Source organism: Erwinia sp. V90_4 (assembly GCF_029967685.1).
GTDB lineage: Bacteria > Pseudomonadota > Gammaproteobacteria > Enterobacterales > Enterobacteriaceae > Erwinia > Erwinia aphidicola.
Genome location: NZ_JASCAQ010000040.1, coordinates 30,137 through 56,611, shown reverse-complemented (window position 1 = coordinate 56,611; position 26,475 = coordinate 30,137). Strand labels below are relative to the sequence as shown.

Annotated in this window: 22 protein-coding genes and 1 pseudogene; 13 read left to right on the top strand and 10 right to left on the bottom strand. The window is 57.0% G+C overall.

Annotated elements, in window-relative coordinates; genetic code table 11:
• Positions 1–59 precede the first annotated feature (59 nt).
• The 3 genes from QLG07_RS06885 to QLG07_RS06875 all read left to right on the top strand — a co-directional run bounded on the left by QLG07_RS06885 (position 60) and on the right by QLG07_RS06875 (position 3,131).
• Complete coding sequence (locus QLG07_RS06885) at positions 60–1,676, top strand: ABC transporter substrate-binding protein (protein ID WP_187498033.1); 1,617 nt, start codon at positions 60–62, stop codon at positions 1,674–1,676.
• Between the two features lie 97 nt (positions 1,677–1,773).
• Positions 1,774–2,094, top strand: coding sequence for a hypothetical protein (locus tag QLG07_RS06880; RefSeq protein ID WP_187498032.1), 321 nt, complete (start codon positions 1,774–1,776; stop codon positions 2,092–2,094).
• Positions 2,095–2,267: 173 nt separating this feature from the next.
• The gene (locus QLG07_RS06875; RefSeq protein WP_282468850.1) at positions 2,268–3,131 is read left to right on the top strand and encodes a PRD domain-containing protein; all 864 of its coding nucleotides are present in this window, start codon (positions 2,268–2,270) and stop codon (positions 3,129–3,131) included.
• 30 nt (positions 3,132–3,161) lie between these two features.
• Here QLG07_RS06875 and ascB read toward each other — a convergent pair whose 3' ends face one another.
• Together ascB and bglF are read right to left on the bottom strand one after the other, a co-directional pair.
• Positions 3,162–4,556, bottom strand: a complete 1,395-nt coding sequence (ascB, locus tag QLG07_RS06870) for a 6-phospho-beta-glucosidase (RefSeq protein WP_187498030.1) — start codon at positions 4,554–4,556, stop codon at positions 3,162–3,164.
• Positions 4,557–4,576: 20 nt separating this feature from the next.
• The gene (gene bglF / locus QLG07_RS06865; protein WP_282468849.1) at positions 4,577–6,460 is read right to left on the bottom strand and encodes a PTS beta-glucoside transporter subunit IIABC; all 1,884 of its coding nucleotides are present in this window, start codon (positions 6,458–6,460) and stop codon (positions 4,577–4,579) included.
• A 350-nt stretch (positions 6,461–6,810) separates the two neighbouring features.
• On the opposite strand from bglF, the gene zntB reads away from it, so the two are divergent.
• The 5 genes and pseudogenes from zntB to dbpA all read left to right on the top strand — a co-directional run bounded on the left by zntB (position 6,811) and on the right by dbpA (position 11,291).
• Positions 6,811–7,794, top strand: coding sequence for a zinc transporter ZntB (gene zntB / locus QLG07_RS06860; protein ID WP_048916001.1), 984 nt, complete (start codon positions 6,811–6,813; stop codon positions 7,792–7,794).
• A gap of 279 nt (positions 7,795–8,073) precedes the next feature.
• Positions 8,074–8,184: pseudogene (locus QLG07_RS06855) on the top strand (energy transducer TonB); the annotation flags it as partial.
• Positions 8,185–8,371: 187 nt separating this feature from the next.
• Positions 8,372–9,265, top strand: coding sequence for a tRNA 2-thiocytidine(32) synthetase TtcA (gene ttcA / locus QLG07_RS06850; protein WP_133623715.1), 894 nt, complete (start codon positions 8,372–8,374; stop codon positions 9,263–9,265).
• A 53-nt stretch (positions 9,266–9,318) separates the two neighbouring features.
• A complete protein-coding gene (locus QLG07_RS06845) occupies positions 9,319–9,459 on the top strand; it encodes a hypothetical protein (RefSeq protein WP_166643181.1) in 141 nt (46 codons plus the stop codon).
• A gap of 452 nt (positions 9,460–9,911) precedes the next feature.
• Complete coding sequence (dbpA, locus tag QLG07_RS06840) at positions 9,912–11,291, top strand: ATP-dependent RNA helicase DbpA (protein WP_282468847.1); 1,380 nt, start codon at positions 9,912–9,914, stop codon at positions 11,289–11,291.
• A gap of 79 nt (positions 11,292–11,370) precedes the next feature.
• On the opposite strand, the gene QLG07_RS06835 is transcribed toward dbpA, so the two are convergent.
• Both QLG07_RS06835 and QLG07_RS06830 read right to left on the bottom strand, forming a co-directional pair.
• Entirely contained in the window at positions 11,371–11,658 is a 288-nt protein-coding gene (locus QLG07_RS06835) for a putative quinol monooxygenase (RefSeq protein ID WP_282468846.1), read from the bottom strand.
• A 118-nt stretch (positions 11,659–11,776) separates the two neighbouring features.
• Complete coding sequence (locus QLG07_RS06830; protein ID WP_062818256.1) at positions 11,777–12,433, bottom strand: MgtC/SapB family protein; 657 nt, start codon at positions 12,431–12,433, stop codon at positions 11,777–11,779.
• Between the two features lie 187 nt (positions 12,434–12,620).
• Between QLG07_RS06830 and QLG07_RS06825 the strand changes: the two genes are divergently transcribed.
• Positions 12,621–12,893 carry a DUF333 domain-containing protein gene (locus QLG07_RS06825; protein ID WP_048916002.1) on the top strand — a complete coding sequence of 91 codons (273 nt, stop codon included), beginning with the start codon at positions 12,621–12,623 and terminating at the stop codon, positions 12,891–12,893.
• Positions 12,894–13,052: 159 nt separating this feature from the next.
• Here the strand turns inward: QLG07_RS06825 and QLG07_RS06820 are convergent, their stop codons facing one another.
• Positions 13,053–14,045, bottom strand: a complete 993-nt coding sequence (locus QLG07_RS06820; protein ID WP_191149388.1) for a 2-hydroxyacid dehydrogenase — start codon at positions 14,043–14,045, stop codon at positions 13,053–13,055.
• Between the two features lie 189 nt (positions 14,046–14,234).
• On the opposite strand from QLG07_RS06820, the gene QLG07_RS06815 reads away from it, so the two are divergent.
• Genes QLG07_RS06815 through QLG07_RS06805 form a run of 3 tightly spaced genes read left to right on the top strand, consistent with a single transcriptional unit; the run spans position 14,235 to position 17,374 of the window.
• Positions 14,235–16,865, top strand: coding sequence for a YdbH family protein (locus QLG07_RS06815; protein ID WP_282468845.1), 2,631 nt, complete (start codon positions 14,235–14,237; stop codon positions 16,863–16,865).
• Positions 16,849–17,040 carry a YnbE family lipoprotein gene (locus QLG07_RS06810; protein ID WP_048916005.1) on the top strand — a complete coding sequence of 64 codons (192 nt, stop codon included), beginning with the start codon at positions 16,849–16,851 and terminating at the stop codon, positions 17,038–17,040. The genes QLG07_RS06815 and QLG07_RS06810 overlap by 17 nt, the downstream gene beginning before the upstream one ends.
• 10 nt (positions 17,041–17,050) lie before the next feature.
• Positions 17,051–17,374 (top strand): YdbL family protein, encoded by a 324-nt coding sequence (locus tag QLG07_RS06805; protein WP_282468844.1) that lies wholly within the window; start codon positions 17,051–17,053, stop codon positions 17,372–17,374.
• A gap of 46 nt (positions 17,375–17,420) precedes the next feature.
• Here the strand turns inward: QLG07_RS06805 and QLG07_RS06800 are convergent, their stop codons facing one another.
• On the bottom strand, positions 17,421–18,026 hold the full coding sequence (locus QLG07_RS06800) for an FMN-dependent NADH-azoreductase (protein WP_048916007.1): 606 nt from the start codon (positions 18,024–18,026) through the stop codon (positions 17,421–17,423).
• Positions 18,027–18,259: 233 nt separating this feature from the next.
• On the opposite strand from QLG07_RS06800, the gene hrpA reads away from it, so the two are divergent.
• Positions 18,260–22,159 (top strand): ATP-dependent RNA helicase HrpA, encoded by a 3,900-nt coding sequence (gene hrpA, locus QLG07_RS06795; RefSeq protein ID WP_282468843.1) that lies wholly within the window; start codon positions 18,260–18,262, stop codon positions 22,157–22,159.
• Between the two features lie 48 nt (positions 22,160–22,207).
• On the opposite strand, the gene QLG07_RS06790 is transcribed toward hrpA, so the two are convergent.
• The 4 genes from QLG07_RS06790 to QLG07_RS06775 all read right to left on the bottom strand — a co-directional run bounded on the left by QLG07_RS06790 (position 22,208) and on the right by QLG07_RS06775 (position 26,456).
• The gene (locus QLG07_RS06790; RefSeq protein ID WP_282468842.1) at positions 22,208–23,068 is read right to left on the bottom strand and encodes an N-acetylmuramoyl-L-alanine amidase; all 861 of its coding nucleotides are present in this window, start codon (positions 23,066–23,068) and stop codon (positions 22,208–22,210) included.
• A 100-nt stretch (positions 23,069–23,168) separates the two neighbouring features.
• On the bottom strand, positions 23,169–23,975 hold the full coding sequence (locus QLG07_RS06785; RefSeq protein ID WP_048916010.1) for a serine protease: 807 nt from the start codon (positions 23,973–23,975) through the stop codon (positions 23,169–23,171).
• A gap of 326 nt (positions 23,976–24,301) precedes the next feature.
• The gene (asr, locus tag QLG07_RS06780; RefSeq protein ID WP_282468841.1) at positions 24,302–24,757 is read right to left on the bottom strand and encodes an acid resistance repetitive basic protein Asr; all 456 of its coding nucleotides are present in this window, start codon (positions 24,755–24,757) and stop codon (positions 24,302–24,304) included.
• Positions 24,758–24,971: 214 nt separating this feature from the next.
• Positions 24,972–26,456: a carboxypeptidase M32 gene (locus QLG07_RS06775; protein WP_282468840.1), complete on the bottom strand. Its 1,485-nt coding sequence runs from the start codon at positions 26,454–26,456 to the stop codon at positions 24,972–24,974.
• Between the last annotated feature and the right edge of the window lie 19 nt (positions 26,457–26,475).

Below are 26,475 nucleotides of genomic sequence, written 5' to 3'. Positions count from 1 at the left end.
GTCAGCCGTGAAAATAACCCGGCCGCACATCACGTTACGTTGCTTGCAAGGATACCGTTATGAGGAAATCGTCACCCTTTGCGCTGGCTGCTTTAGCGCTGGTTATCAGTTCTGTTACGCATGCTGCCGATGTTCCGGCGGGAACCCAGCTGGCTGCGCGCCAGGAAATTGTCCGCCATATTAAAGATGAACCGGCTTCTCTCGACCCGGTAAAAGCGGTCGGGCTGCCGGAAATCCCGGTGATCCGCGATCTGTTTGAAGGTCTGACAAATCAGGATGCCAATGGGAAAATCATTCCCGGCGTCGCCACCGGCTGGCAGACCAACGATAATAAGACGTGGATTTTCACGCTGCGCAAAGATGCCCGCTGGTCAAACGGTGACACTGTCACCGCCGCCGACTTCGTTTACAGCTGGCAACGTCTGGTTGACCCAAAAAACACCTCCACCTTCGCCTGGTTTGCTGAACTGGCGGGTATCGAGAATGCCGGGGCGATTATTAAAGGGCAGATGAGCCCGGATAAGCTCGGCGTCAGCGCGATGGATGCCACCCATCTTAAAGTGACGCTCGACAAGCCGGTTCCCTATTTTGCCAGCCTGACCGCCAACTTCAGCCTGTTCCCGGTGCCGCAAAAAGTGGTCACGCAGTACGGTGACCAGTGGACCAAAGCCGGAAATCTGGTTGGCAACGGGGCCTATCAGCTGCAAAGCCGCGTGGTTAACGAGAAGCTGGAACTGGTTCGCAACCCGCACTACTGGGACAACGCCCATACGGTGCTGACTAAAGTCACCTTCCTGCCGATTAGCGAAGAGTCCAGCGCCACCAAACGCTACCGCGCCGGGGATATTGATATCACCGAATCCTTCCCAAAAGAGCTGTACGGCCTGCTGAAAAAGCAGATCCCGCATGAGGTGTACACCCCGGATCAGCTCGGCACCTATTACTATGCCTTCAATACCCAGAAAGGCCCGACCGCCGACGTGCGCGTGCGTCAGGCGCTGAGCTGGAGCATCGATCGTAAAATCATCGCCGGAAAAGTGGTGGGAACGGGGGAGAAGCCCGCCTGGCATTTCACGCCGGATGTGACGGCCGGATTCAAGCCGAAAGCCAGCTTTATTCAGCAGCACAGTCAGGAAGAGCTGAATGCCCAGGCTAAGGCGCTGCTGGCAGCGGCGGGCTATGGTCCGACGCACCCCCTCAACCTGACCCTGCTGTATAACTCTTCCGAAACGCACCAGAAGATTGCCATTGCCGTGGCCTCGATGTGGAAGAAAAACCTGGGCGTCAACGTCAAGCTGCAGAACCAGGAGTGGAAAACCTATATCGACAGCCGCAACAGCGGCAATTTCGATGTGATCCGCGCTTCCTGGGTAGGGGACTATAATGAGCCGTCTACCTTCCTCAGCTTGCTGACATCCACGCACAGCGGCAACATTGCACGTTTCAAAAGCAGCGAGTACGACGCGCTGATGGCGCAGGCCAGCCGGGAAACTGATGACAGCGCCCGCAACGATGATTACAACCGCGCCGAGCAGATGATCGCCGACCAGGCGCCGATAGCCCCGATCTATCAGTACACCAACGGCCGCCTGATCAAACCTTATGTGCAGGGCTACCCGATGACTAATCCCGAAGACGTGGCTTATAGCCGCACCCTGTATATTCTGAAGCACTGACCGCCGGAAAAAGCAGCAGTTCACGCTGCTGCTTATCCCATTGGTTTACGGGTCTCACCCGCATAATTGCCCTATCGCGAACAACCCGGTATCCACGATGAAACTGATCTGCCTGCTATCCCTTACCTTGCTCCTCAGCGGCTGTGCCGTAAAACGCTATCCCGCGTCGCCGCCGGTCAGTACGGTGCAGGCCGACCAGCTCGACTGCCGCGGCATTCAGCAGCAGATCGCCGCGCAGCAGCAGGTGCAGCAGAAAATCGATAAAACCGGCGAATTTGACGGCCTGACGGTGGTAGGCGCCGCGCTCGACTTTGGCATCGGTAACGGCATTGCCAAAAGCCGGGCGCAGAAAGCCGCTACCGTGCGGGCGCAGCAGCTACAGCAGCTGGCACAGGCGAAGTGCCACGCGGCGACCTGAGAAAGAGAGCCCACAAATCACGAGAGCTGTATCACAGTTCCGCCGCGCCGCGCTTGAGGCGGCGGGATTATGGATTATCGTGTCATCACTGGATTGTTACTGCATTTAAGCAGGCAAAACCTGACCGCTGGAACGTCTCCGGCCGTCAGGTTTTTTTGTTTTCAGGCCGGGAAATGAAAATAGCGAAAGTACTTAATAATAATGTGGTGATCATCCACGATGCGCAGGGCCACGAACAGGTGGTGATGGGGCGCGGGCTGGCGTTTAAAAAACGCAGCGGCGACGATCTCGATCCCGCGCTGGTCGAGAAGACCTTTGCACTGAAAAGCCAGCAGCTGAGCGGGCGGCTTAGCGAACTGCTGTCCGAAATTCCGCTGGAGGTGGTGATCGCCAGCGAGTGCATTATCGCCCAGGCCCGCCAGCAGCTGAAGGCCCCGCTGCATGAGAGCCTGGCGATTGCGCTGACCGATCATGTGAACTTTGCACTGATGCGCCATCAGCAAAACTTGCCGATCCGCAACGTGTTGCAGTGGGAGATCCGCAGCCTCTATCCGCAGGAATACGCGCTGGGGCTGGCGGCGCTGGATATTATCGAACAGCGCCTGCAGGTTCGCCTGCCGGATGATGAAGCCGGTTTTATCGCGCTGCACCTGGTTAACGCCCAGCTGGGCAGTGAGATGCCAGCGGTCATGCATATCACCAAATTTATGCAGGAGATCCTGCATATCGTGAAATATCAGCTGCAGCTCGATTATCAGACCGAGGCGCTGAGCTATAACCGGTTTGTCACCCATCTGAAGTTCTTTTCCCAGCGTATGCTGGGTAAACGCGGGGTCTACAGCGACGATGAATCACTGCACGACGTGGTGCGCGACCGTTATCCCGCCGCCTACAAGTGCGTTGAGAAGATTGACCGGCACATAATGAAAAACTATCAGTACACGCTGGGCAGCGAAGAGCGGATGTTTTTGACCATCCACATTGAGCGCGTCAGGAAAGAGACGCTGTCGCTAAAGGATGAGCCGGACGAAGCGTAAAAAGGCCGGGCAGAGCTGCCCGGCGCAGCATCACTTCAGTGATTCACCGTGAGTTTTAATCACGTTCTGATACCAGTAGAAGCTTTTCTTGCGGGTGCGCGCCAGCGTGCCGTTACCCTGGTCGTCGCGGTCTACGTAGATAAAGCCGTAGCGCTTAGAGAACTCAGCTTTAGAGGCGCTCACCAGGTCGATCGGTCCCCAGCAGGTGTAGCCCAGCACCTCCACGCCATCCTCAATCGCTTCACGCACCTGCACCAGATGGTCGTTGAGATAAGCGATGCGGTAGTCATCATTGATTGAGCCGTCGGCCTCCACGGTGTCGCGCGCGCCGAGACCATTTTCAACGATAAACAGCGGTTTCTGATAGCGGTCATACAGCACATTCATCAGATAGCGCAGGCCTTGCGGGTCGATCTGCCAGCCCCATTCGGAACTCGCCAGGTGCGGGTTCGGCACCATATTGAGAATGTTGGCGCGCTCCTTCTGATTCTGCTCTTCGTCAGTGGTGACGCAGCCGGTCATGTAATAGCTGAAGGAGATAAAGTCGATCTCGGCGCGCAGATCCAGGCGGTCCTGCTCGGTAATGTCCAGGGTGATGCCCTGTTGTTTAAAGAAACGCTGCATATAAGCCGGGTAGTAACCGCGCGTCTGCACGTCGCCAAAGAACAGCCAGTCGCGGTTCTGCTGCAGGGTTTCCATCACGTCCGCCGGGTCAGGGGTCAGCGGATAGAGCATCGCCCCCAGCAGCATATTGCCGATTTTACCCTCAGGTACAATGTCGTGACAGGCTTTCACCGCGCGGGCGCTGGCAACCAGCTGATGGTGGATGGCCTGATATACCGCCGGTTTGCCACTCTCTTCCGGCAGACCCACCCCGGTAAACGGCGCGTGCAGCGACATATTGATCTCGTTAAAAGTCAGCCAGTATTTCACCTTGTGCTTATAGCGCTCAAACACGGTTTTGGCATAGTTGACGAAGAAATCAATGGTCTGACGACTGCCCCAGCCGCCATATTTTTGAATCAGCCCGAACGGCATCTCATAGTGGGATAGCGTCACCAGCGGAGTGATGTTGTATTTGGCCATCTCATCAAACAGCCGATCGTAAAACGCCAGGCCCGCTTCGTTTGGCTGGGTTTCATCCCCCTGCGGAAAAATGCGCGTCCAGGCGATGGACGTGCGCAGCACGGTAAAGCCCATCTCAGCGAACAGCTTGATGTCTTCCGGATAGCGGTGATAGAAATCAATAGCGAGATCCTTAATGCCAAAATCACCGTCCTTGCGCTCCACGCGCTGACCAAAGATACCCTGCGGCTGCAAATCTGAGGTGGAGATGCCTTTGCCGTCGGTCTGCCATGCGCCTTCGACCTGGTTTGCAGCGACTGCGCCGCCCCAGAGGAAATGTTGTGGGAAACGTTGTGTCATGTTGATCTCCTTATGAAAGATTATTTAATCAGCGTCAGCAGGGGTTCGCCGGCTGCGACTACACTTTGCTGGCTGGCGGCCAGCACATCGATATAGTCATCGCTATTGCTAATCAGCACCGGCGTGGTCAGGTCATATCCGGCCGCACGAATTGCGGCAATATCAAACTCCAGCAGCAGGTCGCCGACGCGCACCGCATCGCCCTGACTGACGTGCGCGCTAAAGTGCAGACCATCGAGTTTGACCGTGTCGATACCTACGTGGATCAGCACTTCAGACCCGTCGTCTGCTTCCAGCCCAATGGCATGGTGAGTGCGAAACAGCGAAGCAACAGTGCCGTTAACCGGCGAGAGTACGCGCCCCACGGTGGGCTGGATGCCGATGCCCTTGCCCAGCAGGCCGCTGGCGAAGGTGGCGTCCGGCACCTTTTCCAGTGCGATTACGCTGCCGCTTATCGGGCTGACCAACAGGGATTTGTGCAGCAGCTCAGGAGTGGCAGGCGCCACCTGGACCGCCTTGCTGGCAGGTTCAGCTAGCGCTTCTTCAGGCACACCAAACAGCAGGGTGGCGACGGTGGCAAAGCTGAAGGCGATCAGCGCGCCGACCACGGCCGCCACCACGCTGGCATCAAAACCGCTATTGGGAACGACCTGGCTGAAGGTAAATATCGAGGGTAGGCCAAATGAGAAACTGGTGGTGTGGTAGAAACCGAGCACGGCAGCGCCCATTGAGCCTCCGACACAGCCGAAGATAAACGGCCGGCGCTTGGGCAGCGTGACGCCATACACCGCCGGCTCGGTAATACCAAACAGGCTGGCGCTGAAGGCGGAAGCGGCAATCCCTTTCATTCTGGCATCACGCGTGCGCAGCAGTACGCCAAGGGTAGCTCCGGCCTGGCCGAGTATGGCCGGCATCAGCAGCGGCAGCAGCGTATCGGCACCCTGTACCGCAAGGTTATTGAGCATAATCGGCACCAGGCCCCAGTGCAGGCCGAAAATAACGCACACCTGCCAGAACGCCCCCATAAACGCACCGGCAAACGTCGGGCTGAAGCTGTAAGCGTGCAGATACCCCGCTGCCAGTATCTTGCTCAGCCAGGTTGCCGCCGGGCCAATCAGCATAAAGGTCACCGGCACAACAATCGCCAGGCAGAGAAGCGGGGTGGTGAAGTTACGCACCGCCCCAGGCAGGCGATCGTGCACCAGGCGCTCAATCAGGCAGGAGAACCAGGCGGCGAAGATAATCGGGATCACCGACGAACTGTAGTTAATCAGGATCATCGGAATGCCGAAGAAGTGCAGCGGCGCCGCGCCGCTTTGTGCGGCGGTGAAAGCGGCCAGCATCTGCGGATGGACCAGGGCAGCGCCGATGATCATGGTGGTGAAGGCATTGCCGCCAAACTTTTTACCGGCGGTATACCCCAGCAGAATCGGCAGGAAATAGAACACGGCATCGCTGGCGGCGAACAGGGTTTTGTAAGTCCCGGTCGCCTCGCGGGTCAGGCCAAACGCCAGTGCCAGAGAGAGCAGCCCCTTAAGGATACCGCACGCCGCCATTACGCCGACGAACGGGGTAAAGATGCCGGAAACGATATCAATGAAGCGGGCAAACAGGGTGCTTTTCTCTGCGCTGCTATCATCACTGCGGCTCTCCTCGCCCAGTCCGGCGGCAGCGATTAACGCCTGATAGACCTCGCCGACGTGGTTACCAATCACCACCTGATACTGCCCGCCGCTCTCCACGACCATAATCACGCCGGCATTCTGCTTCAGCGCGGCGGTGTCTGCCCGGCGGCTGTCTTTCAGCTTGAAGCGCAGGCGGGTCGCGCAGTGCATCACCGAACGGATATTCTCTTTGCCGCCGACGCCCTGCAAAATTTCTTCTGATAAAACCTGGTACTTCATGGTGTGCTCCTGGTTTTGACATCTTGTCTGAGGGCCGTTGCCGAATTCAGGCCAAAAAAAAACCTAAACCGCTTCGTTAACGCCGTAGGGGCGAAAGAAGCGGTTTAGGTTTTGCCTGAGATTCAGTAACAATCCTGTTTTGCTGCGCTGATATTTCCCCAGCGGCTGGCTGTTAGCAAGGGGAGAGGGCGGGAATAACTTAATTTCGTGAGGCCGATCGCCTTTTAGCGCCTGGAGCAGGTTTGGAAATTGTCACCATTTTTAACCGCAGTCGCTAATTGTCAGATTTTGCTTAGGTGCCAGTACAGGCTAGACTGTATCGCATTGATTATGTTGAAACCGGGGTGAGCGTGGACGTTATTGCAGGTAAAGCACTACAGGTATCGGATGCCATTATTTCATGTCAGTTGGATGGTAAGGGCGGGTTAATCCCGATCAATGACAGCGAGGTGCTGGACTGTGACCGCCCATGCTGGCTGCACCTCAACTATACCCACCGCGATAGCGCCGACTGGCTGATGTCGACCCCGCTGATCCCGGACAGCGTGCGCGACGCGCTCGGCGGCGACAGCATGCGCCCGCGCGTCAATCGCCTCAGCGATGGCACAATGATCACGCTGCGCAGCGTGAATCTGAACACGGACTCACGCCCGGACCAGCTGGTGGTGATCCGCGTATTTATCAACGACAGGCTGATTGTCTCAACCCGCCGCCGCAAAGTTTTTGCCATCGATGAAGTGCTGACCGACTTAAAAAATGGCAACGGTCCAACCGATGGCGGCAGCTGGCTGGTGGACGTTTGTGATGCCCTGACCGATCACGCCAGCGAATTTATCGAAGATCTGCATGACAAAATCATTGAGCTGGAGGATGCGGTGGTGGACCAGCAAATTCCGCCGCGCGGTGAGCTCTCCCTGATCCGCAAGCAGCTGATTATCATGCGCCGCTACATGGCGCCACAGCGTGATGTCTTTTCGCGCATCGCCAGCGAGCGGCTGACGTGGATGAGCGACGACGATCGCCGCCGCATGCAGGATATCTCCGACCGGCTGGGCCGCGGGCTGGATGACCTGGATGCCAGCGTGGCGCGTACCGGCGTGCTGTCGGACGAAATCAGCACCGTCATGGCGGAAGCGATGAACCGCCGCACCTATACGATGTCGCTGATGGCGATGGTGTTTCTGCCAACGACCTTCCTGACCGGTCTGTTCGGGGTCAACCTTGGCGGCATTCCGGGCGGGGAGTGGCGTTATGGATTTGGCGCATTCTGCCTGCTGCTGGTGGTGCTGGTACTGGGCGTTGCCTGGTGGTTAAAAAAACGTAAATGGTTGTGAAAAAGCACATTGAGCCGAGAAATTGCCGGAGAAAAGGGGAGTAAAGCTGATCGACGTCAATAAACGTGGTGCGCAATCGGAGCAATATCACTCCCGCAGGTGAATGCAACGTCAAGCGATGGGCGTTGCGCTCCATATTGTCTTACTTCCTTTTTTGAATTAATGCATAGCACATTTAATTCGTACGACGCCGGCATATAGCCGGCTTTTTTTTGCCCGTTTGCCAGCAGGCTGAGATGTCCTACGCTTAAGGTTCATGCAACACCTGAGGAGGAAGGCATGTTCACTGACAGCATAAAAGCGATCCGCAGCTCGGAACCGCTGGGTGACCCGGTTCCCATTCCCGATCCCATCCCTGTTCCGCAACCGCTGCCCGATCCGTCGCCCGACAATCCCGACCCATATCCAATTATTGACCCACCGCCACATCGTTAAAGCAGCGCAGGTCGTGCCGCGAGAGACGGCCTGCCGGACAACGGATGTTTCCTGCCTGGCAAAACTTACGTATAATGCCCGCCTTAAAATTGTTACTTAAAGCAAGTCGTTCTCAGACTATCAGGGTCAAAATAAAGTGGTTATGAATCAAGTCGATGTAAGAAAAGAAACCCTTGAGTTTAATAAGCTCCAGAAGCGTATCCGCAGAAATGTTGGTAACGCTATCACTGATTACAACATGATCGAAGAGAACGACGTGGTGATGGCCTGCATGAGCGGCGGCAAAGATTCGTTTGCCATGCTGGATATTTTGATTGGCCTGCAAAAAGTGGCCCCGATCAAATTTGAGGTGATCGCCGTTAACCTGGACCAGAAGCAGCCCGGTTTTCCTGAGCATATCCTGCCAGCCTATCTCGATAGTCTCAATATCCCGTATTACATCGTCGACAAAGACACCTACTCGGTGGTGAAAGAGAAGATACCGGAAGGCAAAACCACCTGCGGTCTCTGCTCCCGCCTGCGTCGCGGTACGCTTTACTCCTTCGCCGAGAAAATTGGTGCCACCAAAATCGCGCTGGGCCACCATATGGATGACATCGTTGAGACGCTGTTCCTCAACATGTTCCACGGCGCGCGCATGAAGGCCATGCCGCCTAAACTGCGCTCTGACGATGGTCGTAACGTCGTGATCCGTCCGCTGACCTACTGCCGCGAGAAAGACCTGATCGCCTACGCTGAGCAGAAAGATTTCCCGATTATCCCGTGTAATCTCTGCGGCTCGCAGGAGAACTTACAGCGTCAGGCTATTAAGGCGATGCTGACCGAGTGGGATAAGAAAACCCCTGGCCGCGTGGAGAGCGTATTTAAATCGCTGCAAAACGTCAGCCCAAGCCAGCTGGCGGACCGTGAACTGTTTGACTTTGAACAGCTGCCGCTTGACCGCAGCGGTGACCGCGCCGAGTACTCGTTTACCGAAGCCACCGTCTCTTCCACCAACATCGACAAATCGCTGTATATCGACGTGGCGAATCTGTAAACATTTACCCCTCCATCTACTATGCTTAATGCACTGCACAGATGGAGGTTGTCATGTCGAAAGAGAGTCATAAAGAAGAGAGCAAGCCGCATCCGGCGAAGGATAACCCCAGCGAACACGGTGAAATACCGCGCACGCGTGATGGGAGCCAGGACGATAAAAAGGATCCTTACAAAGATCCGGCTAAGAAGTAAGCCGCGCTTAAATCATCTCAACCCTGCAAGGTTTGCACCCTGTGAACCTTGCTAATCCCCCCCTTTCTGCCGTACTTTCTCCTGCGCGATGCTGAGATTAATCTTAAAATATTTACGTTTTCGTACCCTAAAAACGCGACATTTAATACCAGCCTTGTCTATAATCCGCCTGAAGACTTCCGTCTTATACAGTTATTTAGCGATCAAATAGCTGAATCAGAACGAAAGTTCGGGAGAAGCAAAACGCATGAAATGGAATCGAAGAAATACCTGGATTGCGATGGTGGCGGGATGCCTGATCTTCTGGCTGCTGATCGCGTTGGTTTTATCTTAGTCTGACTACGCACTCCACGCGCTGTGCGGCACTGCCGCCAGCGCTTTTCTCCCTCCAGGCTCTGCTTTCTGTTACACTCTGCGGCAATTATTTTGCCGTTTTATCAGAGAACTTTCCCGTGACTGCTTTTACTACCCTGACACAACTTCCCGCCAGCCAGATTGAGAACCTCAACGAGCTGGGTTACCTCGCCATGACCCCGGTTCAGGCGGAATCTCTGCCAGCCATCCTTGCCGGGCGCGACGTGCGTGCACAGGCGAAAACAGGCAGTGGCAAAACCGCCGCATTTGGGCTGGGTGTGATGCACCGGGTGGACGCCAGCAAGTATGTGACCCAGGCGCTGGTGCTGTGTCCGACGCGTGAGCTGGCAGACCAGGTAACGAAAGAGCTGCGTCGTCTGGCCCGCTTTACCGCGAATATTAAGATTCTCACTCTGTGCGGCGGTCAGCCGTTTGCCGCGCAGCGTGATTCACTGCTGCATGCTCCGCATATCGTGGTAGGAACGCCGGGGCGCATTATGGATCACCTGCAGCGTGAAACCCTGAAGCTGGACGGCGTGAATATGCTGGTGCTGGATGAAGCCGACCGCATGCTGGAGATGGGTTTCCGTGACGATATCGACACCATTATTGGCTACTGCCCACCACAGCGCCAGACGCTGCTGTTCTCCGCGACCTGGCCGCAGGTGATTGCGCAGATCAGCCAGAATATCCAGCGCGACCCGCTGACGGTAGAAACCGGCGATGTCTCCGACCTGCCGAAAATCGAACAGTCATTCTATGAAGCCGGGGCGCGTGAAAAGCTGAGCGCGCTGATTGGCCTGCTTAGCGACCGCCAGCCATCTTCCTGCGTGGTGTTCTGCAACACTAAGCGCGAATGCGATGATATCGCCCAGGCGTTGGAGTCTGCCCAGATCAGCGCGCAGGCGCTGCATGGCGACCTGGAACAGCGCGATCGTGACCAGGTGTTGATTCGCTTTGCTAACGGCAGCTGTCGCGTGCTGGTGGCGACCGATGTGGCTGCGCGCGGGCTGGACATCAAAGCGCTGGCGATGGTGGTGAATTATCAGCTGTCGTTTGACCCGGAAGTCCACGTGCACCGCATTGGTCGTACCGCGCGCGCGGGGCAGGAGGGCTGTGCCGTCAGTCTGGTGGCGCCGGATGAGATGGTGCGTGCGCACGCGCTGGAGGATTTCCTGCAGCAGAAGCTTAACTGGCGCAGCGTGGCGGAGCTGAAGTCAGTTGCCGCCAAGCCGCTGCCGGCGGAAATGGTTACCGTGTGCCTCGACGGTGGGCGCAAGGCAAAAATTCGCCCGGGCGATATCCTCGGTGCGCTGACCGGTGACGGCGGGCTGAAGGGCGATCAGGTTGGCAAGATTGATGTTGGCCCGACTCACGCCTATGTGGCCATTCGTCGTGACCAGGCGCGCCAGGTGATGGGGCAGTTGAAGGACGTGAAGATTAAAGGCAAATCTTGCCGCGCACGCCTGCTGAAATAACCGAACCTATTCCTGTAGGGGCCGATCTTTTGTTACGATCGGCCCGCTGTGCCGCTCTTTTCAACAACGGCCCTGCCATTTAAAGCTTGGTAATCACCGGTGGTGCTGCCAGCAGCGATTCAACCCCCGCCAGCAGAGCCTGGAAGTGTGGCTGGCTCTCGTGCAGTTCAATCGCGGCGGCGCTTTTCCAGGTTTCATGGAACAGGAAGCTGTCGCTGTTCTCCACGCTGCGGTACAGATCGTAATGCAGGTTCCCTTCCTCAAGACGGCTTGGCGCCACGCAGCGGTTTAACACCGCAAACAGCTCATCGCCTTTACCGGCTTTTGCCGTGAAAGTGGCAACAATCAGAATGGATTTATCAGACATCTGTATCTCCTAATAAGTGGCAAAATGACGTCGTCAGCGGCGAAATACCCCTGCGGCGTGAAGTTTCGTGCTGTAAGACTAACGTGCCTGCGGCTATTTGCCATGATCTTTTCAGGCCTCACTGAATTTCGACCGACTGCACCCCTTTGATTTGTAGCAGATCTTCATATAGCTGATGCGGTTGTATTCTGCGTGACAACGTCACCTCAACCATCATTTCACACAGGCTGTTTTCAGCATCACGGTTAACCACCGAGACATTACCCGTGCGGACATTCAGCTGCTGCAGCGTCACCAGCACCTGCGGTACGCTCTTGGCCTTGAGATGGAAGGTCAGGGTGTGGTGTCGACCGATCAGCAGGCGGCTGATGCGGCTGAAGGTCTCCAGCACCACCAGCGCCAGTACCGTGCCATAAATGCCAATTTCATACAGGCCACTGCCGATAACCAGCCCGATTGCCGCGGTCACCCACAGCCCGGCGGCGGTGGTTAACCCTTTTACGATCTGCTTTTGAATAATAATGGTCCCGGCACCGAGAAAACCCATGCCGCTCACCACCTGGGCCGCCACGCGGCTGGGGTCGAGCGCAATGTGGTTGTGCGCGAGAATATCGTCGAAACCATATTTTGAGACGATCATAAACATCGCGCTGCCGATCCCGACCAGAACGTGGGTGCGCAGACCTGCTTCTTTCGCCCGCAACTGGCGCTCAAGCCCAATCAGGCCCCCCAGCACCCCCGCCATGGCGATGCGCAGTAACATATCAGCGGTCATCACTTATCCTTTTGATTTTACATAGAGATATCATAATCTGAACGGGTAGTTATAAATTAAGAACCGGGGCTATTGATATTTCTGTTATTTTGATTTTGTAAGAATGCATGACAGCTATCGACCTGGTGTGAATCGTAGCTTATGCTGGCAAACGCACCTCAGCGCAAATCCACCCGGAGTTTACCCGATGAAAGCAGCGAGTTTTTTGCTGGTAACGGCAGCGTTACTACTGTCCGCCTGCAGCAGCGACAGTGATAATGAGCCACCTCAACAGGCTACGGCCGCCCATGCGCCAGCGCGTGTCGTGATGGGCGATTTGGCAGCCAGCAACTGCGCCAGTGCCGGTGGTACCCTGGCGTTGTCTCGTCAGTTAGATGGTAGCTCAGTGGGGATGTGCCAGCTGGCGAACGGTCGCCGCTGTGGTGAAAGTGCCTTAATGAGCGGCACCTGCGCCCGTTAACGGGCTGACCGAAAAGTAGGGGGCGACCATTTTTTCCGGTCGCCCCGTGCCGCGAATTTGCACCGGCCTTAATGAAGACCATTTTTTCCGGTCGCCCCGTGCCGCGAGTTTGCACCGGCCTTAATGAAGACCATTTTTCCGCTCGCCCGTGGCAGGAAATTACACCGTCAGCACATTATCGCACTCGGCGCCGTTCTCCAGCTGACGCAGGTTATGCAGCGTGGTCTGGGAAATGCTGGTCAGGGCTTCATCAGTCAGAAACGCCTGATGGCCGGTGAACAGAACGTTGTGGCAGGCGGAGAGCCGGCGGAACACATCATCCTGGATTACGTCGTTTGATTTATCTTCAAAGAACAGATCGCGCTCGTTCTCATACACGTCCATTCCCAGCGCGCCAATCTTCTGCTGCTTCAGCGCATCAATCGCCGCCTGTGAATCAATTAATGCGCCGCGGCTGGTGTTGATCACCATCACGCCATCCTTCATTTGTGCAAAGGCTTGCGCATTCAGCAGATGATAGTTTTCCTCCGTCAGCGGGCAGTGCAGGGTGATAACGTCAGACTGCGCAAACAGCGTATCGATATCAACATATTCTGCGCCCAGCTCCAGCGCCTGCGGATTAGTATAGGGGTCAAACGCCAGCAGCTTCATGCCGAAGCCTTTCAGAATACGCAGGGTAGCAATGCCGATTTTACCGGTACCGACCACCCCCGCCGTGCGGCCATGCATGTTAAAACCGATCAGCCCTTCAAGGGAGAAGTTGGCATCGCGGGTGCGCTGATAAGCACGGTGGATGCGGCGATTCAGCGTCATCATTAAACCAACCGCATGCTCGGCGACCGCTTCCGGGGAGTAAGCGGGCACGCGCACCACCTGCAGACCCAGCTCCTTAGCGGCATCAAGATCCACGTTGTTAAAGCCGGCACAGCGCAGCGCAATAAACTTCACGCCCAGCTCCGCCAGCTCTTCCAGTACCGTGCGGCTGCCGTCATCGTTAACGAAGATACAGACCGCATCACAGCCGACGGCATTTTTCGCCGTGCTCTCACTTAGCAGGAAATCAAAAAACTCCAGTTCAAAGCCGTAGTCTTCATTGACCTGTTCAAGGTATTTCCGGTCATACTGCTTGGTGCTATACACCGCAAGTTTCATCGTGTTACTCCTGTACCCGCGCTTAAATAATAATGCAGTGTAACAACTATTGTGAACCGCGGGCGAGGCATCCCGCTCAGCTGAGCTAAAAAGCAGCGAATGAGTTGATTACTGGTGAAAAACTTCACCCGAGTGATATTCCGTGCCATCATTCAGGGATAATCACGGAGCGAACAGGGTTTTACTGCCATGAAACGGGGCTGGAAAAGGGCGCTTGTGGCGCTGCTGGCGGTGATCCTGCTGCTAACAGGACTTCTTCTTACGGTTACCCAGTGGCTGCCAAGGGTGGCTGGCATCTGGCTGCCTGCGGATACTACCATCGCACTGGACGGCAATCCGCGCTGGCACAATGGGGCACTGTTTCTGCCCGGCATCCGCTACCGTGCGGGCGACTGTCAGCTGGCGAAAGTGGTGAATGTTTCCCTCGGCTACCAGCAAAAACAGTGGCAGCTGGCGGCGGACAGCGTGGCGATTGACAGCGCCTGCCTGGCTAAACTTCCCACATCAGATAACCCTTCCGCACCGCGCAGTCTCGCCGAATGGCAGCAAATGCTGCCCAACGCCCGCGTCAATATCCGCCAGCTCAGCGTTTCTCCCTGGCAGCAGTGGGCTGGAGCTCTGCAGCTCACCTTCGATTCCCAGCGCCAGCAGGTCAGCTATCAGAGCAAAAATCTGACGCTGGCAGCCCAACTGAGCGGACAACAGCTGGCGATCGAGGCACTGACGGTTCAGGCGCCCGGCGTGGCACGGCCCGTCACGGTCAGCGGTACGCTGACGTTGCCACACATACCCGATGGCCTGCCGGAACAGGGCGCGCTGCGGGGGCAGCTGGCGCTGGCAGGGATCCCTGACCCGCTGCAGATCACGCTTGACTGGCAGCAGCAGAGCGGCACCCTGTCCGCCATCGCTGAACAGCAAAGTACGCCGCTGCTGACGCTGCCATGGCACATCAGCTCTCAGCAGATTGACATTACCCAGGGGCAGTGGAGCTGGCCTTACGCCGGGCAGCCGCTGTCAGGGGGAATAGCCCTCAGTGCCAAAAACTGGCAGCAGGGTCTGCCCGCCAGCGAGATTAGCGGGCGTCTTAATCTGCTGACCCAGGGGCGCGGAGGGAAAGGGAATGTGGTGCTGACGCTCGGCCCTGGTCATCTTGACTGGAGTGACAGCCAGCTGCCGTTTCGCCTGACGGGTGAGAGCAAACTGGCCAGCCTGCAGTTCTTCGCCGGGCTACCCGGTGAGCTGCGCGGACCGCTGCTCGACCCGCAGTTGCACCTGCAGCCCGGCGCGCTACTGCGGATGAAAGGGCGGCTGCTGTCGACGCTGGAAGTGGATGAAGCCCGCTGGCCGCTGGCTGGCGTCGCGGTTTCATCAGCCGGAATTGATGGCCGACTGCAGGCGATCCTCAGCGCCCACGACGCCGAAATGGGCCGTTTCCGCCTGCATCTGGATGGCCGTGCAACCGACTTCTGGCCCGATAAAGGGCAGTGGTTGTGGCGCTACTGGGGCGACGGCTATCTGGCTCCGCTGGCGGCGAAGTGGGATATGAATGGCAACGGACGCTGGCAGGACACGCTGATTGAGCTGCAGTCGCTATCGACCGGATTTGACCATCTCACCTATGGCAGCGTCACGGTGGACGCCCCGCGCCTGACGCTCAGTAAGGCGGTGCGCTGGCAGCGCGACGCGCAGCATCCGGCATTTAACGGCGAGCTGAAGCTCAACGCGCAGGACACGCGCTTCAGCGCCGGGGGCTATCTGCCGCCTTCGCTTCTGACGCTGACGGTGAAAGGGCGTGACCCGGCGTGGTTCCTCTACAGCGGCAGTCTGCAGGCGCAGCGCATTGGTCCGGTGCAGGTGCGCGGTCGTTGGGACGGTGAACGCCTGCGTGGGCAGATGTGGTGGCCTCAGCAGTCGCTGCGCGTCTTCCAGCCGCTGCTCAGCCCGGACCTCAAGCTGGCGATTCAGGATGGTACGCTCAAGGCTCAGGTGGCGTTTTCTGCCGCCAGCGATCAGGGGCTGGAAGCGGGCGGCCACTTCCTGGTGCAGGACGGCAGTGCACTGCTGCCGGATAACGAATTTAACGGCATCGATTTCTCGCTGCCGTTCCGCCTGCGCGAGCACCGCTGGTACTTCGGCACGCACGGCCCGGTCTCGCTGCGCATCAAAGAGATTAAAAACCAGTTTGCCATGCAAAACGTCACGGCAGATCTGCAGGGCTGGTATCCGTGGAGTGCCAGGCAGCCGCTGGAGCTGAGCAACGTCAGCCTCGAACTGTTAGGTGGCCAGCTGAGTATGGCCAGCCTGAAGATGCCGCAGACGCAGGCGGCCACGATTACTATTCAGCATCTGAGCGTTTCCGAACTGGTGACGGCAATGAAGCTTAAACAGATTGCCATGTCGGGCCACATTAACGGCGCGCTGCCGCTGTGGCTGAATGATTCACGCTGGCTGGTGAAAGAGGGCTGGATAGCCAACAGTGGGCCATTAACCGTGCGCATGGATAAAGATATGGCCGATGCCATCAGCAGCAATAACTTTGCCGCCGGAGCGGCGATGGACTGGCTGCGCTATATGGAAATTTCGCGCAGCTGGGCCACCCTTGACCTCGACAATCTTGGCTGGATGAAAATGACCGCAAAGGTTGATGGCACCAGCCGCTTCAGCAACCGTGACCAGCGCGTCACGCTGAACTATACCCAGCAGGAAAACCTGTTCCAACTCTGGCGCAGTCTGCGCTTTGGCGATAACCTGCAATCCTGGGTGGAGCAAAATGCCACCCTGCCGTCGCAAAAGGAAATGAGTGATGAAAGCCCGAATTAGCCTGCTGATGGCAGGCTGTCTATTGCTGCTTAGCGGCTGTATCCCCCGCATTGAGGTTGCCGCGCCAAAAGAGCCGATCACCATCAATATGAACGTCAAAATTGAGCATGAGATCCATATCAAGGTCGATAAAGACGTGGAAGCCCTGTTAAAAAACCAGAGCGGTCTGTTCTGAGGAGCAAGCAATGAAACGACTTTGCAGCGGATTACTGCTGGGCTGCCTGCTGTTGTCGCCACAGGTGCTGGCGCTGACGCTTGATGAGGCACGGCAGCAGGGGCGCGTCGGCGAAACGCTTAACGGCTACATTGCCGCGGTGCAGCAGGATGCAGAGACAGCGGCGCTGGTGAAAGAGATCAATGCCGGGCGCATGAATCAGTATCAGATACTGGCGCAGCAGAACAATTTGACCACGCGTGACGTGGCGAATATCGCCGGGCAGAAGCTGGTAGAGCGGGCAAAGCCGGGAGAGTTTGTGCGGGGGATAAACGGCCAGTGGATTAAGAAGTAGCTAAGGCACCGTCACGGTGCCTTAGCCTTTCTTTTGGCGATAAAACTCAGGCAGTCACGATCTGAGAAATCACTTCTTTCGCATCGCTGGCGGCTTTCGCTGCCACTTCAGGACCGTAACCGATACCTTCAGCAAACACGAACTGAACGTCGCTCATACCCAGGAAGCCGAGGAACAGGGTCAGGTACGGGGTCAGCAGGTCGCTTGGGGTGTCTTTATGAACACCGCCACGGCTGGACAGCACCACCACTTTTTTGCCTTTGATCAGGCCTTCAGGACCCTGCTCGGTGTAGCGGAAAGTGATACCGGCACGTGCCACCAGGTCAAAGTAGTTTTTCAGCTGGGTAGGGATGTTGAAGTTGTACATTGGCGCAGTAATCACGATGGTGTCGTGTGCCTGCAGCTCAGCGATCAGTTCGTTGGACAGGTCCAGCGCTTCCTGCTGACGCGGGGTAAGCGCGGCATCAGAAGGACGCAGTGCGCCAACCAGCTCGCCGTCCAGTACTGGAATCGGGTTAGCGGCCAGGTCACGTTCGGTCACTTCATCAGCCGGATGGGCCGCTTTCCACTCGGAAACCAGGTGATCGGCCAACTGACCAGACTGAGAATAACCGGCAAGGATGCTTGATTTCAGTACTAATACTTTGCTCATGGTTTTTTTCCTGTTTTGTCATGCGGAAGGCTATCCGCTCAATGGATAACACTTTACGGATAAATGACGGCGAGTGTAAGTGCGAGTTTTCGATATCAATGTTCGAAATAATTGAATAACAGCTCGCGGGCAAATAAATCGCTAAGTCGCTGTCTGTGCTAGAATACGCAAAAATTTTAATCCCTGATAATGCCATGTTGCCCGCATCAGGCGCGACAAAGTGAGCTTTTACCATGTCTGAATCACCACAATCTGCCCTGGCGCCGCTCTATTCACGGCTGGATTTGCTAATGTTGCGCGACCGCCAGCGCTTCCAGCGCCGCCTGCAGGGCGCGAAAAAAATTAAAAATCCGGCGGCGCTCCAGGCGCTGACCGATGAGCTGAGTGCGGAAATCGCTCAGGCCGAGCAGCGCGTGGCCGCGCGACGTGCCGCGACGCCAACCCTCCGCTACCCGGAAAATCTGCCGGTCAGCCAGAAGAAGCAGGATATTGCCGATGCTATCCGCGATCACCAGGTGGTGATCGTCGCCGGGGAAACCGGTTCGGGTAAAACCACGCAGCTGCCGAAAATCTGCATGGAGCTGGGGCGCGGCATTCGCGGGCTGATAGGCCACACGCAGCCACGCCGCCTGGCGGCACGCACCGTTGCTGACCGTATTGCAGCGGAGCTGGAAACCTCACTCGGCGGCTGCGTAGGCTACAAGGTGCGCTTTAACGATCAGGTCGGTGAAACCACCCAGGTCAAACTGATGACCGACGGTATTCTGCTGGCGGAGATCCAGCAGGACCGGCTGCTGATGCAGTACGACACCATCATTATCGATGAAGCGCACGAGCGCAGCCTGAACATCGACTTCCTGCTGGGCTATCTGCGCGAGCTGCTGCCTAAGCGCCCGGACCTGAAGGTGATCATCACCTCGGCGACCATTGATCCGCAGCGTTTCTCACGCCATTTCCATAACGCACCGGTGATTGAAGTCTCCGGCCGCACTTATCCGGTGGAAGTTCGCTACCGGCCGGTAGTGGAAGATGCTGATGATACTGACCGCGACCAGCTGCAGGCCATTTTTGATGCGGTGGATGAGCTGGGGCGTGAGAGCCGTGGCGATATCCTGATCTTTATGAGCGGTGAACGCGAAATTCGTGACACCGCCGATGCATTGATGAAGCGCGACCTGCCGCATACTGAAGTGCTGCCGCTGTATGCGCGCCTGTCGAACGCCGAGCAGAACCGCGTGTTCCAGTCCCATGCCGGGCGCCGCATCGTGCTGGCGACCAACGTAGCGGAAACCTCGCTGACCGTACCGGGCATCAAATACGTCATCGATCCGGGCACGGCACGCATCAGCCGCTACAGCTTCCGTACCAAGGTGCAGCGCCTGCCGATTGAGCCGATTTCTCAGGCCTCCGCCAACCAGCGTAAAGGGCGTTGCGGACGCGTCTCGGAGGGTATCTGCATCCGTTTATACGCGGAGGAGGATTTCCTCAGCCGCCCGGCGTTTACCGACCCGGAGATCCTGCGTACTAACCTGGCCTCGGTGATCCTGCAAATGACGGCGCTTGGCCTCGGCGATATTGCCGCTTTCCCGTTTGTGCAGGCACCGGACCAGCGCAATATCCAGGACGGGGTACGTCTGCTGGAGGAGCTGGGTGCCATCACGCTCGCTGACAATCAGCGCTATCAGCTCACCCCATCGGGCCGTGCACTGGCGCAGCTGCCGGTCGACCCACGCCTGGCGAAAATGGTGCTGGAGGCACAGAAATATGGCTGCGTGCGCGAGGTGATGATTATCACCGCCGCGCTGTCGATCCAGGATCCGCGCGAGCGCCCGGCGGAGAAGAAACAGGCATCCGATGAGAAGCACCAGCGCTTTGCTGATAAAGAGTCTGATTTCCTCGCCTTTGTAAACCTGTGGAACTACCTGCAGGAGCAGCAAAAAGCGCTCTCCTCCAGCCAGTTCCGGCGCCAGTGCAAAACCGAATACCTGAACTACCTGCGCGTGCGCGAGTGGCAGGACATCTATACCCAGCTGCGCCAGGTCGTGCGCGAACTCGGGCTGCCGGTGAACAGCGCACCGGCCGAAATGCGTGAAATTCACACCGCCTTACTCACCGGGCTACTGTCGCATATCGGTCAGAAGGATGCGGACAAACAGGAATTTACCGGAGCGCGCAACGCCCGTTTCGCCATCTTCCCCGGCTCCGGTTTATTCAAAAAGCCACCGAAGTGGACCATGGTCGCCGAACTGGTGGAAACCAGCCGCCTGTGGGGGCGCATTGCGGCGCGCATTGAGCCGGAGTGGATCGAACCGGTGGCGCAGCACCTGCTGAAGCGCAGTTATAGCGAGCCGCACTGGGAAAAAGGTCAGGGCGCGGTGATGGCCAGCGAGAAAGTAACGCTGTACGGTCTGCCGATCGTCGCTGCCCGTAAGGTGAATTACGGCACGATTGACCCGGTGCTATCGCGCGAGCTGTTTATCCGTCACGCCCTGGTGGAGGGCGACTGGCAGACGCGCCACGCCTTCTTTAAGGCGAACCTTAAGCTGCGTGCCGAAGTTGAAGAGCTGGAGCACAAGTCGCGCCGCCGCGACATCCTGGTGGATGATGAAACGCTGTTTGCGTTCTACGACCAGCGTATTGCCCACGACGTGGTTTCCGCGCGCCATTTCGACAGCTGGTGGAAAACCGTCAGTCGCGAAGAGCCGGATCGCCTTAACTTCGCCAAAGAGATGCTGATCAAGCAGGGCGCGGAAAACGTTAGCAAGCTCGACTATCCGAACTTCTGGCATCAGGGCAATCTGAAACTGCGCCTGAGCTATCAGTTTGAACCAGGGGCGGATGCCGATGGCGTGACGGTGCACGTACCGCTGCCGCTGCTCAACCAGGTGGAAGAGCGGGGTTTTGAGTGGCAGATCCCCGGTATCCGCCGCGAGCTGGTGATTGCGCTGATCAAATCACTGCCTAAGCCGTTACGCCGTAACTTCGTTCCCGCGCCGAACTACGCCGATGCATTCCTTGGCCGCGCGACGCCGCTTGAGCTGCCGCTGCTAGAGTCGCTGGAGCGCGAATTCCGCCGCATGTCAGGCGTAACGCTGGAACGCGAAGCCTGGCAGTGGGATCAGGTGCCCGATCATCTGAAAATGACCTTCCGCATCGTTGACGAAAACAACCGCAAGCTGGCGGAAGGGAAAGATCTGACGGCGTTAAAACTGCAGTTAAAAGGCAAAGTCCAGGAAACTCTGTCGAAAGTGGCTGATGACGGTCTGGAACAGAGCGGGCTGCATATCTGGAGCTTTGGCGATCTGCCGGATCACTTCGAGCAGAAGCGCGGTAGCTACAGCGTGAAAGCCTGGCCTGCGCTGGTAGACGAAAAAGAGAGCGTGGCGATCCGCCTGTTTGACTCGCAGCACGAGCAGCAAAAAGCGATGTGGCGCGGCCAGCGCCGCCTGCTGCTGCTGAATATCCCGTCGCCGATTAAGTATCTGCACGAAAAGCTGCCAAACAAGGCCAAGCTGGGACTGTACTTCAACCCTTATGGCAAAGTGCTGGATCTGATTGACGACTGCATCGCCTGCGGCGTGGATAAGCTGATTGCCGAACACGGTGGCCCAAGCTGGCAGGAGCAGGGCTACATGCAGCTACATGATAAAGTCCGCGCCGAACTGAACGACACGGTGGTCGAGATTGCGAAGAAGGTCGAACAGATCCTCACCTCGGTGTTCAATATCAATAAGCGGCTGAAAGGGCGCGTAGACATGACGATGGCGCTGGCGCTATCGGATATCAAAGCGCAGATGGGCGGCCTGGTGTATCGCGGATTTGTCACCGGCAACGGCTGGAAACGCCTCGGCGATACCCTGCGCTACCTGCACGCCATTGAGCGGCGCATGGAGAAACTGGCGGTTGATCCGCACAGCGACCGTGCGCGCATGATGAAGGTCGAGACGGTGAAGCAGGCGTGGAATACGTGGTTCAACAAGCTGCCGCTTGAGCGCAGGGATGATGAGGAAGTACAGGATATCCGCTGGATTATTGAGGAGCTGCGCGTCAGTTTCTTCGCGCAGCAGCTGGGAACACCTTACCCAATCTCCGAAAAGCGTATCTTACAGGCGATGGAGCAGATTACTGTCTGACAGTGGTCGGGGGTTGATGGCGCACCGCAGCGGGTCGCCATCGGTTGTTTAATCCCCATACTCCTCCGTGAGAAGGCTGCGGCTCGCCGGACGATATTTTGCCACCAGTGCTGCGGCAATCGCTTCAGTCTCTGCATCCGCAACCCCAGTGTAGTTCGAGGGGCGGAAATGCATCTGGAATACGCTGATAGCCTGCCTGGTTGCGGCGTCGTTCACGCCAGTTTGTGGAATAGTGTAACCGTAGCTGGCGAGATCGGCCTGAATTTTACTGATCGAACCCGCGGCGGCAAATGAGCGACCGGCAAGGTAGTGCTGCACGGTCTGTTTGTCGGGCCAGGCGCCGATTCCCTGTTCAGCCAGCTGTTGCCAGGGAAACAGTGGGCCGGGGTCAACCTTGCGCGTTGGCGCAACATCACTGTGTCCGAGAACGTTATAAGGGGTAATGCCATAACGCTGGATGATATCTTTCGCCAGGCTGGCCACCAGCCTGATTTGCTGCGCATCCCAGGGATACCAGTATCTGTCCAGCGCGTCCTGACGGTAGCCCAGGTTGACAATCTCCACGCCGATAGCGCTGTCATTGAGATTGCTGCGGCCATGCCAGTTGCTGAGGCCGGCATGCCAGGCACGCTTATCCTCAGGGACCAGCTGGTAGACCATTTTTTTACTCAATGCCGGATCGGCGGCCGAGGGAACAAGGTAATGCGCGCTCACTGAACCCCGGGTTAATGACGCCATGGATGCGGCATCGTCTTCTGCGGTGTAGTGAAGGATGAGAAAACGAACGCGTTCATTCTGACTTTGCGAAGGGTGCTGAGTATTGACCTGGTAACCTGGCCGTGAAACGAGGTTACCGGTTGAACATCCGGTCAATGCTATGGCGAGGATCGCCGTGAGGGTTTTATTCATGATTTCCGTCCGTGAAGTGAATCAATACAGGCGCTGACAGTATTATTTAATTCACCCCGGTGGAACATCGTTGAAACGGCTATCAGATTGACGATAGATGCTACTGCGCTAACGCTTCCAGGCTGTCGCGGAAGGCAGTCACGGCGATAGCGCGGTTGTCTGCCAGGTAGCGGTCTTTCGCCGCCGGAGCAGAACTCTGCACCGCGATCAGCTGCCAGTCGCCGTTCACTTTCAACATCAGCGGGGAGCCACTGTCGCCGGGCAGGGTATCGCACTGGTGCGACAGCACGGTTTTCTGCGCCCAGCCGGTAATCAGGCAGTCGCTGTGGGAGTAAAGCGTTTCAAGATGGTCTTCAGGATAGCCCGCCTGGGTAACCCGACGGCCAGTCTGCTTCAGTGCGGCGGTCAGTTCTGAACGCGAACCGGCAAACAGCGGCACCGGAACAATCCCGGAAGGGGGATTACGCAGCACAATCAAACCAAAATCATAAGGCGCAGCGGAGGCGGGTACGATCCAGCCATCGCCATCCGCTTTTAGCTTCCTGCCCAGAGCCGGATCAACCCGCGCTTCAATATCGTGGATCTCATAGCGCCAGCCGCCTTTACCATTGGCGATAAAACGCAGCGCCACGGCTTTATCCAGTTTTCCCGGGGGATTAAGCAGGCAGTGTCCGGCGGTTAACGCCAGGTTTGGGGCAATCAGGGTAGCACTGCAAAGGTTACCGCTCTCTGTTTCCAGCTGGCCGATGGCTTCCCACGGTGGCGTAGCGGTCTGGCTTACCGGCAGGCGATCGTCCTTGCCAAAAAATAGCGTTTTTACGTCGGCTTCACTCGGGCCGTCATCATCGGCGTAAGAATAGAACGAAAAGGCTAAGCAACCCATTAATAACACAGCAGTCAGGCGCATATTTTTCTCAGGCTGGAGAAGCATTGAAATTTGTGGTTACGCTAATGCAGTAACTATAGACGGATAGTGCCAGAAAAGGGAGTTTAATTTGGAATATCAGCACGCTACAGAGACTGCATTTAAAGATAGAAGCTGGCGGCAACAACGCCACAGACGATCATCACAACCAGAATGATTTCGAATAAATAGCGACGCACCATCATCCGAAACTCCTTAAAAAAACACCCGGTAAAACCGGGTGTTTGAGTTTATGGGCCAACCCCTACAATGTCTCAAGGAGTGGACCGCTTTTTGGCTCCGTCCGAGGGCGGAGCTCGGCTGAAGAGTTAAGCCTTAGGAGCGACTTTCTTAGCTTTGTGGTGTTTTTTAGCAGCCTGCGCTTTCTGAGCTACAGGTTTTTTAGCCGCTTTGTGATGCTTTTTAGCCGCCTGCGCTTTCTGGGCTACAGGTTTTTTAGCTGCTTTGTGGTGCTTTTTAGCGGCCTGCGCTTTCTGAGCGGCAGCTTTCTTGGCTTTGTGGTGCTTTTTAGCAGCCTGCGCTTTCTGAGCGGCAGCTTTTTTAGCTTTGTGGTGCTTCTTAGCAGCCTGAGCTTTCTGAGCTACAGCTTTATGATGTTTTTTCACGTGCTTAACAGAGGCTTTAGCTGGAGCCGGTGCAGCAGTGGTGGTGGTGGTAGCAGCTGGAGCAGCAGTTGTTGCTGGAGCAGCGCTGGTTTCAGCAGCGAAAGCAACTGAAGACAGACCCATTGCAGCGGCGACAACCAGAGCGAATAATTTTTTCATTGTGAAACCCTCAAAGTGTTTAGTTCATGTATCAGCCCACTGCGGGGCCGGTGAAGAGACTATAAGGGAATGCGAGGCGGGCTTCCGTGAGTGATTGGTATCGGCGTGTAACCGATTGTACAAGCAGGGGGGCGACGTGATAACCGGTCGAGGCATGCCTCGACCCTACCGAATCAATGTAGGGGTCGGGCATGCCCGACCCACTATGCAACAGTTATTTGAGGTAACGGTTTTCCAGATGCTGGCGGAAATAGCGCGGATTGAGGTCTTCGCCGGTAGCATTTTCAATCAGCTGGCGCGTGCTGAAGCGGCAGCCGTGCTGCCAGATGTTCTGCTGGAGCCAGTCAAACACCGGCTGCAGGTCGCCCGCGCGGATCTGCTCGCTGACCTGTGGGATTGCCCGTTTAACTGCCTGGAACAGCTGTGCCGCATACATTGCACCCAGCGTATACGTCGGGAAGTAGCCAAACGCGCCGTCGGTCCAGTGGATATCCTGCATACAGCCATCGCGATAGTTGCCCCGGGTATCCAGGCCCAGCCACTGCTGCATTTTCTCATCCCACAGCGCCGGGATATCCTCAACTTCAATCTCCCCGGCAATCAGCGCTTTTTCAATTTCGTAACGCAGAATGACGTGCGCCGGATAGCTGACTTCATCAGCATCAACGCGGATCAGACCCGGTTTGACGCGCTGATTTAAGGCAATAAAGTTGTCTGCGGCCATTGCAGGCTGATCGCCCAGCAGGCGCACAGCCAGCGGCTGAACCAGGCTGAGGAACTCCGGGCTGCGGCCCAGCTGCTTCTCAAAGAACAGGCTCTGCGACTCGTGGATGGCGGTCGAGCGCGCCAGCGCCACCGGCTGGTCAGCCCACTGCTGCGGCAGGTTCTGCTCATAGCGTGCGTGGCCGGTTTCGTGGATCACCCCCATCATCGCGCTGATAAATTCGGCTTCGTTGTAACGGGTCGTGATGCGCACATCCTGCGGCACGCCGCCACAGAACGGGTGCGCGCTGATATCCAGACGTCCGCCATTAAAATCAAAGCCGAGCTGCTGCATAATCGCCAGCCCCAGCTGCTGTTGCTGCGCCTGGGGGAACGGGCCAGCGGGAACGGCAACGTTCTCCTGCGACTGCTGCGCGACGATTTTTTGCAGTAAATCCGGCAGCCACTGTTTGAGGTCAGCGAAGGTAAGATCGAGCTTTGCACTGGTCATCCCAGGTTCAAAAACATCCAGCAGGGCATCATAGCGCGAGCAGCCGTTGGCCTGAGCGCGGATTTCCGCCTCCTGGCGGCTCAGCTTCACCACCTCTTTCAGGTTGGCGGAGAAACCCTGCCAGTCGTTGTTCGGGCGCTGGCTGCGCCATGCGTGTTCACAGCGAGAACCAACAATCGATTTGGCTTCAACCAGAGAAGCGGGCAGCAGGGACGCCTGCTGCCAGGCGCGCTGCATCTCAAACAGGTTGGCCTGCGCCACATCATCCAGATCTTCCTGCTGCGCCTGCTGCAGCCACTTGCCAACCTGTTTGGCCGTCAGGATTTCGTGGCGCAGCACGCTCAGTTCCGCCAGCGCCGCACCGCGTGCGCTGCTGCCGCCTGCGGGCATCATGGTCATCATATCCCAGCCGGCTATTGCCGACAGGTGGCCAAAGCGTGACAGACGCTGGAAAGTACGGGTCAGATTAGCGTAAGCAGAAGACATAAAGTTCCTTATCAGTTGA

Coding starts and splice junctions, on each gene's coding strand:
- QLG07_RS06845 (WP_166643181.1), top strand. CDS start 9,319: ATGTCGAAAGAGAGTCATAAAGAAGAGAGCAAGCCGCATCCGGCGAAG.
- QLG07_RS06805 (WP_282468844.1), top strand. CDS start 17,051: ATGAAACGACTTTGCAGCGGATTACTGCTGGGCTGCCTGCTGTTGTCG.
- QLG07_RS06830 (WP_062818256.1), bottom strand. CDS start 12,433: ATGACCGCTGATATGTTACTGCGCATCGCCATGGCGGGGGTGCTGGGG.
- QLG07_RS06825 (WP_048916002.1), top strand. CDS start 12,621: ATGAAAGCAGCGAGTTTTTTGCTGGTAACGGCAGCGTTACTACTGTCC.
- QLG07_RS06785 (WP_048916010.1), bottom strand. CDS start 23,975: ATGCGCCTGACTGCTGTGTTATTAATGGGTTGCTTAGCCTTTTCGTTC.
- QLG07_RS06775 (WP_282468840.1), bottom strand. CDS start 26,456: ATGTCTTCTGCTTACGCTAATCTGACCCGTACTTTCCAGCGTCTGTCA.
- QLG07_RS06820 (WP_191149388.1), bottom strand. CDS start 14,045: ATGAAACTTGCGGTGTATAGCACCAAGCAGTATGACCGGAAATACCTT.
- QLG07_RS06810 (WP_048916005.1), top strand. CDS start 16,849: ATGAAAGCCCGAATTAGCCTGCTGATGGCAGGCTGTCTATTGCTGCTT.
- QLG07_RS06800 (WP_048916007.1), bottom strand. CDS start 18,026: ATGAGCAAAGTATTAGTACTGAAATCAAGCATCCTTGCCGGTTATTCT.
- ttcA (WP_133623715.1), top strand. CDS start 8,372: ATGAATCAAGTCGATGTAAGAAAAGAAACCCTTGAGTTTAATAAGCTC.
- asr (WP_282468841.1), bottom strand. CDS start 24,757: ATGAAAAAATTATTCGCTCTGGTTGTCGCCGCTGCAATGGGTCTGTCT.
- QLG07_RS06815 (WP_282468845.1), top strand. CDS start 14,235: ATGAAACGGGGCTGGAAAAGGGCGCTTGTGGCGCTGCTGGCGGTGATC.
- bglF (WP_282468849.1), bottom strand. CDS start 6,460: ATGAAGTACCAGGTTTTATCAGAAGAAATTTTGCAGGGCGTCGGCGGC.
- QLG07_RS06880 (WP_187498032.1), top strand. CDS start 1,774: ATGAAACTGATCTGCCTGCTATCCCTTACCTTGCTCCTCAGCGGCTGT.
- hrpA (WP_282468843.1), top strand. CDS start 18,260: ATGTCTGAATCACCACAATCTGCCCTGGCGCCGCTCTATTCACGGCTG.
- ascB (WP_187498030.1), bottom strand. CDS start 4,556: ATGACACAACGTTTCCCACAACATTTCCTCTGGGGCGGCGCAGTCGCT.
- QLG07_RS06790 (WP_282468842.1), bottom strand. CDS start 23,068: ATGAATAAAACCCTCACGGCGATCCTCGCCATAGCATTGACCGGATGT.
- QLG07_RS06885 (WP_187498033.1), top strand. CDS start 60: ATGAGGAAATCGTCACCCTTTGCGCTGGCTGCTTTAGCGCTGGTTATC.
- QLG07_RS06875 (WP_282468850.1), top strand. CDS start 2,268: ATGAAAATAGCGAAAGTACTTAATAATAATGTGGTGATCATCCACGAT.
- QLG07_RS06835 (WP_282468846.1), bottom strand. CDS start 11,658: ATGTCTGATAAATCCATTCTGATTGTTGCCACTTTCACGGCAAAAGCC.